The sequence below is a fragment of the Bacillus canaveralius genome (assembly GCF_002860125.1).
Classification (GTDB): domain Bacteria; phylum Bacillota; class Bacilli; order Bacillales; family Cytobacillaceae; genus Bacillus_BJ; species Bacillus_BJ canaveralius.
On record NZ_PGVA01000095.1, the window covers coordinates 1 to 11,990 of the forward strand.

At 42.6% G+C, this 11,990-nt stretch carries 11 protein-coding genes and 1 pseudogene; 5 read left to right on the plus strand and 7 right to left on the minus strand.

The window, feature by feature from the left end; translation table 11 throughout:
• Positions 1-61: 61 nt before the first annotated feature.
• A pseudogene (locus tag CU635_RS22700) lies at positions 62-298 on the minus strand (flagellar motor protein MotA); the annotation flags it as partial.
• Between the two features lie 617 nt (positions 299-915).
• Between CU635_RS22700 and CU635_RS22705 the strand changes: the two are divergent.
• Positions 916-1,296 carry a hypothetical protein gene (locus CU635_RS22705; protein ID WP_101579628.1) on the plus strand — a complete coding sequence of 127 codons (381 nt, stop codon included), beginning with the start codon at positions 916-918 and terminating at the stop codon, positions 1,294-1,296.
• Between the two features lie 85 nt (positions 1,297-1,381).
• On the opposite strand, the gene CU635_RS22710 is transcribed toward CU635_RS22705, so the two are convergent.
• From CU635_RS22710 to hutH, 3 genes are all read right to left on the minus strand, one after another.
• Complete coding sequence (locus CU635_RS22710) at positions 1,382-1,756, minus strand: DnaJ family domain-containing protein (protein ID WP_101579629.1); 375 nt, start codon at positions 1,754-1,756, stop codon at positions 1,382-1,384.
• A 154-nt stretch (positions 1,757-1,910) separates the two neighbouring features.
• Complete coding sequence (locus CU635_RS24025) at positions 1,911-2,522, minus strand: peroxiredoxin (protein ID WP_245917567.1); 612 nt, start codon at positions 2,520-2,522, stop codon at positions 1,911-1,913.
• A 305-nt stretch (positions 2,523-2,827) separates the two neighbouring features.
• Positions 2,828-4,333, minus strand: coding sequence for a histidine ammonia-lyase (gene hutH / locus CU635_RS22725; protein ID WP_101579632.1), 1,506 nt, complete (start codon positions 4,331-4,333; stop codon positions 2,828-2,830).
• 317 nt (positions 4,334-4,650) lie between these two features.
• Between hutH and CU635_RS22730 the strand changes: the two genes are divergently transcribed.
• Positions 4,651-5,181: a YfiT family bacillithiol transferase gene (locus CU635_RS22730; protein WP_101579633.1), complete on the plus strand. Its 531-nt coding sequence runs from the start codon at positions 4,651-4,653 to the stop codon at positions 5,179-5,181.
• 418 nt (positions 5,182-5,599) lie between these two features.
• A complete protein-coding gene (locus CU635_RS22735) occupies positions 5,600-7,690 on the plus strand; it encodes a DNA topoisomerase III (protein ID WP_101579634.1) in 2,091 nt (696 codons plus the stop codon).
• Between the two features lie 33 nt (positions 7,691-7,723).
• Here the strand turns inward: CU635_RS22735 and CU635_RS22740 are convergent, their stop codons facing one another.
• Positions 7,724-9,076, minus strand: coding sequence for a hypothetical protein (locus tag CU635_RS22740; RefSeq protein ID WP_101579635.1), 1,353 nt, complete (start codon positions 9,074-9,076; stop codon positions 7,724-7,726).
• 183 nt (positions 9,077-9,259) lie between these two features.
• A complete protein-coding gene (locus CU635_RS23610) occupies positions 9,260-9,403 on the minus strand; it encodes a hypothetical protein (protein WP_180956574.1) in 144 nt (47 codons plus the stop codon).
• A 47-nt stretch (positions 9,404-9,450) separates the two neighbouring features.
• Here CU635_RS23610 and CU635_RS22745 point away from each other — a divergent pair, with 47 nt between their 5' ends.
• Together CU635_RS22745 and CU635_RS22750 are read left to right on the plus strand one after the other, a co-directional pair.
• Entirely contained in the window at positions 9,451-10,683 is a 1,233-nt protein-coding gene (locus CU635_RS22745) for an aminopeptidase (RefSeq protein ID WP_101579636.1), read from the plus strand.
• Positions 10,684-10,817: 134 nt separating this feature from the next.
• A complete protein-coding gene (locus tag CU635_RS22750) occupies positions 10,818-11,090 on the plus strand; it encodes an acylphosphatase (protein WP_101579637.1) in 273 nt (90 codons plus the stop codon).
• 113 nt (positions 11,091-11,203) lie between these two features.
• On the opposite strand, the gene queF is transcribed toward CU635_RS22750, so the two are convergent.
• Complete coding sequence (queF, locus tag CU635_RS22755) at positions 11,204-11,701, minus strand: preQ(1) synthase (RefSeq protein ID WP_101579638.1); 498 nt, start codon at positions 11,699-11,701, stop codon at positions 11,204-11,206.
• Between the last annotated feature and the right edge of the window lie 289 nt (positions 11,702-11,990).

Below are 11,990 nucleotides of genomic sequence, written 5' to 3' on the forward strand. Positions count from 1 at the left end.
ATGAATCCGCTTACACGTTTTAGGTGGAAATAAATTCCGCCAACAAATGCTTGACTCAAACAATCAGTTCAACCGTATTGACAAGAGTCTGTTCTTTAAATATCACTCCGAAAAGCTTCGGGAGGCGTTTAATTTCATCAGTTGGAAAAGCAATAATGACGGCTGCGGCCGTTCCAATCAAAATAATTAAAATTGCGGCAGGATTAGCAAGTGCTACAACACTTACACCCTTCAATACCATTCCGACCCCTACCGCAAAAATTCCCAATATCACACCAATTAACGACGTTTTGTCCATGAATCATTCACCTGTCTTATCTCATACTTTTTAAGCTCTTTGCTGCCAATCTCCGTTTGAAAAGACTTAAAATTAGCCATTTCCCTTTATTTCGACATTTTTTCTTGTTTTTTAAGGGAAAATAAACATTAATTTTTTTTGCAGCTGTACCCGCAAAAATTAGGTTGCAGCGCTGCAAACGCTTCCTAGCAGAATTTAGCGCGGCAGAATAGGATTTTCGTCGATAGATGCTCTTCCAATCGTGATAGAACGGAATTTTTTCGCGACTGCTCGTTCACATATTCGCGGTCGGATCAGCATTCATCCGCAATCGATGTCATCTGATCCGCGATCCTTGCCATCTTATCCTCGAAAAACTTCATATATCCGCGAATCTCCAAATATATCCGCGAAAGCAAATCATCGATTGGTGACTCGGATAATCCGCGGCTATAATTGCTATTCATTTTAGAGAATTCGGTATATCCGCCCTTTTGCTCATGTTTGATTCGCAGGAAGCGCTACATGAAAGCAGAACAGATGTCACTGCGCGACAGAACGACTCTAAATCCCGAATAATCGCATCTTTTTGTGAAACGATATGAACAATAAGTTGAAGTAAGAAGGGATGGTCCTGGATGAGAAAGCTCATATACGTATTTCTTATTGCGGCCTTGATCAATATAATTGCTGTGAGCACTGCCGATGGAGAAGGAGCGAACAGTCAGCTTATGGAAGAGGTATTAGTGAAACAATTTCATGAACAAATTTCCAAATCGATTATAGAAACTTATCAAAACAGATTTCCACAATATGAGAATGCAACAATTATCAGTATTAATAAAGAGGCACTCCCTGAATCATCGGAGGAAATGAAACCGGGGATCCTATATGAGATCGTACTTCAAGTCCAAGTCCTGCTCAATACTGGCAAGCGTGAAAAATTGACCATCATCCTTAATAACGATTCAAGTGATGGGCAGTTTAACGTGAGAACCGTGAAAAAAGGGCATATGTAACTGGATATTTACTTCATTTGGACTTTTCTTTTTTGAGCACTAAAAAAACAGCCAGGCCATTGTAACCTGACTGCTTCGTATTCAGCTAAAAAAGCTTGCTGTTGATTTTTTGTTCATAATTTTTGAACATGTTCGAGTTTGTGTTGGCTCGTCGCTTTGCCATCATGCTGTTGAAGCGAAGTATTTTTTCATTCAGCTTTTTTTGCAGCTGCTCTTTTTCTTCGTCGTTTTCACAGCTCTTTATGAGATCCTCGAGTGACAGCATTTCCTGCTTAAGGCGATTTTCTTCCGCGGAATAGCCAGCATTTTTCAGCATTCTGTATGCCATTCGTAGCTCGGGAGGGACTGCGGCGGCATCATCCCGTGGCAGCGGTTTGCCAAATCCGGGTAGATGATCGAACTCCCCATTTTCGTATGCTTTGCGAATTTTATCTTCTGACACAATCGAAGCGAAATCCATTATACCATCCCTTCTTAATGGTATTCTCATGGTGAAAATGTTGATACGTTAATGTCATTATAACCGAAAGATCAAAAATTCGCACTGGAGCTTGGGCCTATGTCGCCTTTCTTATTGATCCCGAAACTAAGAGAACGAACCCGCTCAATTTTTCTTATATCCTGCCGATCTCATCATCATTATGCTGTATACCTTTATTACCGGGCAACCAGTTCGCAGGCACTCCCTGACCTGTTTGCTGCGCTAACTGAATTCCTTGAATTAACCGCACAATTTCCGGAATGTTTCTGCCTATTTCCTTCGGATAGATATGCTTTGCGAAAATGATTTGCTCAGGGCTTATGATAAAAGTTGCCCGAAATGACTCTCCCGTCTGTTCATCCAAGACGCGATAAGCACGGCTAATCTCCTGAGTACGATCACTTACAAGCGGATAGGCAACATTTCGCAACGATGATGAGGTTTCCTTAAACACTTTATGGGCATAGACACTATCAGTACTAATCGCGACCACTTCCGTTTTCAGCGCTTTCAGATCATCATGAACAGCAGCGACCGCTGCTAATTCCGTCGGTCAGACGAATGTAAAATCGCTCGGATAAAAGAAGAGGACGACCCAGTTTCCCTGATAACCTTCGAGGCTGATTTGTTTAATCTGCCCGTCGAAAAATGCATCAGCTGTAAAGAGAGGGGCCGGATCGTCTCTTGTTGCACAAAAGTAGGACGGATAAGCGGCAACGTCTTTGGCATAAAGCTTATTTTGCATAGGAAGCTCCTTTCATCTTGCCTTTAAGAATTTCATTCCTTCTATACATATGCAAAAGGAGGCACATTTTTTCAAGCTGTTTGGAAAAGCCTACTGATGAAATGAAAGCAGTGATCAGAATGTCACCGAGGAGGAATTTAGCATAAGAAAACAGGCCACCCCGGTTCTTTCCGAAAGATAGCCTGACTAAAAAACATGCGAAAGAAAGAGACGAAGATGCACAACTAATTTTCACATATGAGGCCATTAAAAACCGCTTCGACAGGCCGTGAATAGGTGAAGAAACTTTCTCACAAAAGCAAGGCTCATCTTATGTTCGTCAGATGATCATTTTGCATTTTTCTCAGCCATTGTGATGCCGTTTCGATATCCCCCGAGAAAACTCTGTCCTTCTCAATGGACGGCACCAGCTCCCGTCCTGTTTTATAAAGCTTACTAGTAAAACCAGCCATTTTTTCCGTTCCCCTGTATTCTGCTGCCTGCATGGCACAGATCCATTCGATTGCAACTACCTTCATTGCATTCTGGATTATTTGATAAGCATGCCTGGCGGCAATCGTCCCCATGCTGACATGATCCTCCTGGTTCGCTGATGACGGTATCGAATCTACACTGGCCGGATGGGCAAGTGTTTTATTTTCGGAAACGAGTGAAGCAGCACAATATTGCATAATCATCGCACCTGATTGCAGACCTGGCTCCGGGCTAAGAAACGGCGGCAAATCATTGAGCTGCGGATTGACAAGCCTTTCGATACGCCGTTCTGAAATATTAGCCAGTTCGGCGACCGCGATTTTCATAAAATCCATTGCCAGCGCAATCGGCTGTCCATGAAAATTGCCACCAGAGATCACCTTCGCACCATCATCAAAGATAAGCGGATTGTCTGTCGCAGCATTGATTTCAATCTCTAGTTTTTCTTTGACATAATCCAATGCTTGCCAGGAAGCACCGTGAACCTGTGGTATGCAGCGCAGCGAATAGGCATCCTGCACCCGCATTTCACCCTGCCTTGTCGTTAGCCTGCTCCCCTTCAGATAAGCTCTCATCCTGCTTGCTGTCTCGATTTGCTGCTTATACCCCCGTGCCAAATGGACATCCTCATCAAAAGCATCGGTAATTCCGTTCAAACCTTCCATCGTCATCGCTGCAATCATTTCACTAACGGTCGCAAGCCGTTCCGCTTCTAAATAGGCGACAGCACCCATCGCGGTCATCGCCTGCGTCCCGTTGATTAACGCCAGTCCCTCTTTTGCCTCAAGTTCAAGAGGGCATAATCCTTCTTCATTGAGTGCATCGGCCGTATCCACGACCTGCCCTTTATACATGACCTTGCCTTCGCCAATGATGGTGAGTGCAAGATGGGATAATGGAGCCAGGTCACCGCTCGCACCTAGCGACCCTTGCTGGGGAATGACAGGATGGATTTGTCTATTTAGGAATTCGATCAGCCTGTCGATGATCAAAGGCCTTATCCCTGAATAGCCTTTCAACAGGGCATTTGCCCTTAACAGCAGCATCGCCCGCGATACCACCTCCGAAAACGGTTCCCCTACTCCGCATGCATGTGAACGAATCAGGTTAAGCTGTAAATCCCGGACATGATCAGCATCAATCATGACATCACTGAATTTCCCGAAACCAGTATTAATTCCATAAACAATTTTGCCGTCTGCAACAATCCTTTTTACGGCCTTATGGCTTTTTTCTACAGCTTTGATACTTTCAACTGATGCCTCCACTCTTTCTTTGCCATATATGACTGTCCTCACTGCCTCGATTGTCAAAGTATTGCCCGTCAAAATTACCATCCTGTCTCCCTCCATCGCTTTAGCACAATAAAGAAAGAGGCTGCCCTTATCCGATCCGGTTAAGTTCAGCCTCTTTCATTTGTTTTTGATTAATAGAAGAACAGCTATATTTCACCTTGTTCCCCTGCCTTTTTAATAATTTTCCGAATTATATTTTAATTCTATGACCTTTAGTCTACTTAAGTCAATCTTTTTGGAAAATTTTAGTTTGTTAATCAAGTGGTGTGTTAGTTTATTAAAGAGTTGAAATAAGTAATGGACATAAAGGGAAATTCATGAAATATTTTATATATATTTAAAAGGAAAGCAGGGGTAATATGGAAAAGCTGATGTATCCAATTGGCCGATTTGAATTTCCGGCAAACATTACATCTGAACAAAGGAACGAATGGATCAGAATATTAAAAGACGCTCCCGGCCTTTTAAGAAAAGCTACGCAAAATTTGTCCGAAGCTCAGCTTAATACTCCCTATCGTCCAGGCGGCTGGACGGTTAAACAGGTTGTCCATCATCTTCCTGACAGCCACATGAATAGCTATATACGTTTTAAGCTAGCTTTGACAGAAGACGAACCAACTGTTAAAACATATGACGAAAACCGATGGTCCCAGCTTCACGACTCGTTAACGGTCGGCCACGAAGTCTCGCTCAACCTATTGGAAGCTGTACATGCACGCTGGGTCAGTTTGCTTGAATCTCTGACTGAAGAAGATTTCTCACGCAAATTTATCCATCCGGACCACAATAAAAAAATGGATTTGAACGAAACACTTGCTTTATATGCATGGCATTCGCAGCACCATATTGCGCATATCACATCACTGCGTGAAAGGATGCATCGGAACTAAGATGATAAACGGAATATAGTTGATGATATATTTGAAATGTTGATGATAAATGGGATGAAGTTGATGATATATTTAAAAAGTTGATGATAATCGGAATGAAGTTGATGATATATGTAAAAGTTGATGATAAACGGAATTAGGTCGATGATATACCTCAAAAGTTGATGATATAGCGTCTGAAGTCGAAGATATATCGGAACAGTTATTACAGAACCAAGGATTAGCGACCTAATCCTTGGTTTTTTTATAACTCCCAATCTAATCTGAAGATGATGGCCAGAAGCCTCGTCTCGACTATCTCAATGTTAAATTCCTGCTTTTTCCGTTATACTTATAGGATAAGACCATTTTATAGGTATTGGTTTGCGGCTTCACCGATGCGTGACAGTTTTACCGCAAACTCCAGGAAGGAGTTTTTATGAAATCTCTCGTTCTTGCAGAAAAACCAAGCGTTGCCCGTGAACTCGCCCGCGTGCTTGGCTGCAATCAGAAAAATAAGTATTATTTTGAAGGAAATAAATACATTGTCACATGGGCTCTCGGGCATCTGATCGAATTAAAAATGCCGGAGCATTATGATACTAAATATAAAACGTGGCGGCTTGAAGACTTGCCGATTATTCCCGACAAGATGGGATTGAAGGTGATGAAGCAAACAAGTCCGCAATATCGCGGGATCGAAAGCCTTGCAAAACGTCCGGATATTAAGGAATGTATAATCGCAACAGATGCCGGCCGGGAAGGCGAGCTTGTCGCAAGATGGATCTTGCATAAAGTCCATTGGAAGAAGCCGATTCAACGCCTTTGGATCTCTTCGCAGACAGACCGGGCAATTAAAGAAGGTTTTCAGCATTTAAAGCCGGGCAAGCAATTTGAACCGTTATTTGAATCTGCTGTTTGCCGTGCCGAAGCAGATTGGCTGATCGGCCTTAACGTTACAAGAGCATTGACAACCAAGTATAATGATCCGCTTTCCGCAGGACGTGTACAGACACCGACTTTAGCGATGGTTATCGAACGGGAAAAAATAATTCAATCGTTCGTCCCAACCGAATACTGGACTCTCCAGGCGAACATCGGCCCATTGAAAGCTCTCTGGGAAAAGAATGGCGAAAAGAGGATTTTTTCGAGGGAAAGCGCCGAGAAAATCAAACAGAAATTAACCGGCCAAAAAGCAACACTTACTTCAATTGATCGCAAGCCGAAAAGTGAACCGCAACCGCTACCCTATGACTTAACTGAATTACAGCGCGATGCCAACAAACGATTCGGATTTTCAGCTAAAAAAACTTCGTCTGTTCTGCAAGGATTGTATGAACAGCATAAACTTGTTACGTACCCGCGCACAGATTCGCGTTACTTGACTGATGATATGGAAGCGACGATGCTTGATCGTCTCGAGGCGATAAGCTCCGGATACAAGGATGAAGTGCGACCGCTCCTTGCAAGTAAAGGACGTGTACTGGCAAAAAAGGTTTTCAACAATGCAAAAGTAACCGATCATCATGCAATTATTCCGACCGAAGAACGGCTTCATTTAAACGATTTATCCACTGATGAGCGAAAACTTTACGACATTATTGTAGGCCGTTTCCTCGGGCTGTTTTATCCACCCTACCAGTTCGAAACTGTTCTCGCCAGCTTTGACGTGAACGGGGAAACGTTCAAGGTAAAGGAAACCGTTGTCGTTGATCCGGGCTTCAGGAAAATTGCCGGAAAAAGTGAAGAAGCGGAGGGCAACCAGAGTCTTGCCAATGTAACAAAAGGGCAGGAATTTCCAACCAAGAATATCGAGATGGACAAAAAATTCACTGAGCCTCCGCTCCGCTATTCTGAGGCAGATATTCTTGCTCAAATGGAAAAATACGGCCTCGGTACTCCGGCAACACGCGCTGAGATTATTGAAAGACTAATCGAAACCGAAGTTGTCGAACGGCAAAATGGCCGTCTTTACCCGACAAACAAAGGAAAACAGCTCATTGAACTGGTTAACGACGAACTCAAATCACCTGAGCTAACTGCACACTGGGAGAAAGAATTAGAAGCGATTGCACGCGGAACAGGAAACCCAAAGGTATTTTTGCAAAATATCCGCAAAAAGACGGAAAATCTTGTTTCCGAAATCAAAAAGAGCAACCAGGCATACCGTGCCCATAATTTAACCGGTTCGAAGTGCCCCGAGTGCAATTCCTTCTTAAAAGAAAGAAACACGAAAGAAGGAAAAATTTTAGTTTGCTCCAATCTGGATTGCCACTACCGGAAGCATAAAGATCCAAAACTCTCAAAACGGCGCTGTCCGCAATGTAAAAAACGCATGGAAATGCATGAAGGTAAAGCAGGCCTGTATTTTCAGTGCCGTCCATGCAATGTTGTCGAGAAAGCAGAAGAACAGAAAAAGTCGGTAACAAAAAGAGAAGAACGGAAACTCGTCCAGAAATATTCACAAAATGACTCATTCGGAACGAGCCTTGGGGACTTGCTGAAACAGGCATTGGAGGAGAAAGACTGAAAAAAGAGCGGAAATTTCCGCTCTTTTTTGCTTCTATTTCTGAATTAACCTGATTTCCCTGATTGGACTGTCCTTCTGTTCAGAAGTCCCTTCCAGCCACAATTCTTTCCCATTCCCTGCGTCATAAAGCTGAAAATAGTTTCCGTCCTTATCGCTTACACCTTCAGCACCCGGTACTCCCAGTACTTTTTCTGCCTCTTTGAAAAACAGCTGCCGTTCTCCAGGAAAATAGCTGACATAGTGAATGGATTTGGCGTTTTCTGTTTCCAAGTAGCCAAAGGCATGGTCTTTATAACCAAAGACGAGAGATCCGCTCCAGTTTTCCTCGAAGTCCGGTTTCCCTTTTTCTGTTTTAATTTGATCGACCATTGTACCAATTGGATAAACGATTCCCTTTAGTTTATTCTGTCGAATTTCCTCAACAAAAGTTTGATCAAAAAAACCGGCACTAGCCATTTCCTTCTGCAATGACGATTCCAGTAAAATCGTCACTTTTTTTATAGTATGGCCGTACTGAAAGTCAAAGACTATATCACGATTATGATCATCTTCAGTAATTGTGTATAAACCCGGCTGATCTGCCTGCTTTAAGCTATGGAATATACGAGCACTCCCCTTAACAAGGCCGGATTGTCGTATCCCGATTGTCCCGCCAGGCTGGGCATACACCACACCTTCTTTATCACCGGTAACAGTAAGTTCACCAGCCTGTGCTTCATATTCCAGCATGATATTCGCGTATTTACCGAGTTCTTTTCTTGAGTTGAGCAATTCGGGACTTGACTCAAATTGGGCTTCTGACCATTGGAAGCTATCCTGCTGTTCTTCACCTTTAAATACAATTAAATTATCTTCAACTGCTACTTTTCCTGTTTCCACATATTCGCTCGTTAATTCGCCTATTTGTTTAAATTCACCGTTGGCAAAACCAAAGAGCCGTGCAGAAGTAGGCACCATTGATGCCCCTGCAGACTGATGCTCTACAACTACTCGGGTTGTCTGTTTACCTTCGTACTCAACGGTTATCGGTCCAACCATTCTAAAATCAGCAACAGCTGGTGCTTCTTCTCGAAAAAACACTTTCCATTTGCGCGTTTTTTCGTCAAAGCTTTTGCCTATCAAGATCCCGGTTTGTTCATTCAATTCCGGATTGGATTTAGTATAGGAGGCCAATATTTCTGGCTGTTTCCTGCCCCTTATATGTATAACTTCAATGATGGGATCTTCCGCGGATGCTAGCTCTGTTTTTATCCCGCTCTGTTTAATCCAGTCTTCCTTTGTATGCGGAACCTCTTCCTGAGGTTTTTCTATTGTTTTTGTCTGTGCTTCAGTCTGGCAGCCCGCTAATATAGCTGCACTGATCATCAAATAATAAAACTTACGCAAATCGTTTCCCCCTCCTAAATAGGATAACATGATTTTATGAAATAGAAGGATTGTTTTTTCAACCCTTGCCTCGTTTGTGAGAAATGAACCATATAGATTTGTCTTGTTCTTCTTTAATTTGGAATTCATCACTACTTTATAGCTATATAGACACGGATAGGAAATTTCAGGCCAGAATGGTATTCAGTTTCTTTTTCCAATCATTAAAGCTAAAATAAAAAGGAGATTCTGTAAATAAGAAAAAGCGGAAGCGCCTTGTTCAGACCCGACAAGCAAGACGAGCGCTGCAGCAAGGTGTTTTTTGCCTTCTGGAAGCGATTGGCTCATGACCCCCTGGAGGGTCTAGGCGCTGGCGCTAGACAAGGAGATAATAAATGAGTGATTTTAACGCACAATTAGAGAAATACGCAGACCTTGCTGTCAAAGTGGGCGTAAATGTTCAGAAAGGACAAACCCTCGTGATTAACACGACGCTTGATGCTGCGAAATTTGTAAGACTTGTCGTGAAAAAGGCATATGAGACAGGAGCACATAATGTCGTCGTCAATTGGACTGATGATGTTGTTTCACGCACGAAATACGAGCTCGCACCTAACGAAGCGTTTTTGGAGTACCCTGAATGGCGCGCAAAGGAAACGGAGGCACTTGCTGAAAATGGGGCTGCCTTTATGGCGATCGTCTCTTCAAGTCCTGATTTGCTCAAAGGGATCAATCCTGAGCGAATCGCCAATTTCCAAAAAGCTACCGGAAAAGCGCTCGCCAAATACCGCCAATATGTGCAATCAGATAAAGTCAGCTGGACTGTCATTGCCGTGCCTTCAGATGACTGGGCGGCCAAAGTATTCCCTGAGGAACCAGCGGAAAACCGTGTACATAAGCTTTGGGAAGCTATTTTTAAAGCAACCCGGAGCGATCTTGACAATCCCGTCGAGGCTTGGAAGGAACATGATAAAAACTTAAACGAGAAAGTTGAGTATTTAAACAGCAAGCGTTTTAAGAAGCTGCATTATAAAGCATCCGGCACAGATCTAACCGTAGAGTTGCCTGAAGACCATATTTGGGTCGGAGCCGGAAGCACAAATGAAAATGGTATTGAATTCATGGCCAATATGCCGACGGAAGAGGTTTTTACCGTACCATATCGAGAAGGTGTAAATGGTTATGTCTCAAGCAGAAAGCCTTTAAGCTATGGCGGCAATATCATTGACCAATTTAAAATCACGTTCGAAAATGGACGAATTGTCAATGTCGAGGCTAAAGAGGGTGAAGAAGTTCTAAAGCGGTTAGTTGAAACGGACGAAGGCTCACACTATCTCGGTGAAGTTGCTCTCGTTCCACATAATTCACCGATTTCACAGTCAGACATTTTGTTTTTCAATACACTCTTTGATGAAAATGCTTCAAATCATTTTGCAATTGGCAGCGCCTATGCTTTTTGTATTGAAGGCGGCAAAAAAATGTCTTCAGATCAGTTGAAAGAAAAAGGTTTAAACCAGAGCATCACCCATGTTGACTTTATGGTCGGGTCAGCTGAAATGGATATTGACGGAATTTCCGCTGACGGCAAAACAGAACCCGTCTTCCGGAACGGTAATTGGGCGTTTTAATAACTGTAAGAGCAGACTCCTCTATTGGAGCCTGCTTTTTTTTGCCGTATCATAACTATGTTTTATTGCCTGATTAGAATATAATAAAAATATAAAAATAAGTGGTTTTTATTTCTCTGGGGAGGGAACAGTTCTTGCTGCAATATCATCTGATTGTTAACGGAAGGGTCCATGGTGTCGGTTTTCGCTATTTCACACAAATGAAGGCCAATGCATATCACATCACTGGCTGGGTAAGAAATCTCCCGGATGATCAGGTCGAGATTTTAGCAGAAGGTTCCGAGGATGACCTGGTCCTCTTTGCGAACAGCATCAAGGAAGGCAATCCATTTTCCAGGGTGACCAGTATCGAAAAAACAGAAAGCAGCCACTTGCAGGGTTTTAAATCTTTTACGATAAAATATTAATGACGCAACCCCATGCCATGATTGGCATGGGGTTTTGATAACATTCGAGACCTATTCACGATTGCGAATAGGTCTCGAACTTGTATTTCTATAATTTTGTGTTGGCTAATATATTAACGATTATCAACTTTTTCTGGATACAGATCATGATTCATCAGCCTGTATTCAGCCATTTGCTCATACTTTGTACCGGGCTTGCCGTAGTTTGTGTAAGGGTCGATGGAGATGCCGCCTCTTGGCGTGAATTTCCCCCACACCTCGATATAGCGCGGATCCATTAACTTGATTAAGTCATTCATAATAATGTTCATGCAATCTTCATGGAAATCACCATGATTGCGGAAGCTGAACAAGTACAGCTTTAACGATTTGCTTTCGACCATTTTTTGGTCAGGTATATAGCTGATATAAATGGTTGCGAAGTCAGGCTGACCTGTGATTGGACATAAGCTTGTAAACTCCGGGCAATTAAATTTAACAAAATAATCACGGTTCGGATGCTTATTGTCAAATGACTCGAGTATTTCTGGTGCATAGTCAAATAAATATTTTGTTCCTTGATTTCCAAGCAAGGTAATGTCTGATAGCTCTTCATTTTTTCTTCCGGGCATAAATAAAAGCCTCCTTATCTGAATCCGCATTCGCGTAAGAGAGGCCGCCGCATCTTTAACCGGGCTTATAAAGTATCAAAGCCATAGTTTTTTATAGAGGGTTGTTTGCTATGAACCTCTCCCGCCTGAGTGCGGGATTATTGAATTGTCATTGTTAATATAGATAAAAAGTCCGTACCTGTCAACGGATACTTTTCTCTGCCAGAAAATGCTCTATTATCATCCACAGTATGAGTAAAATGTTTGTAGGAGAAGAATTTCCCTTCTCATCCAGATAATGGCGTAGCCG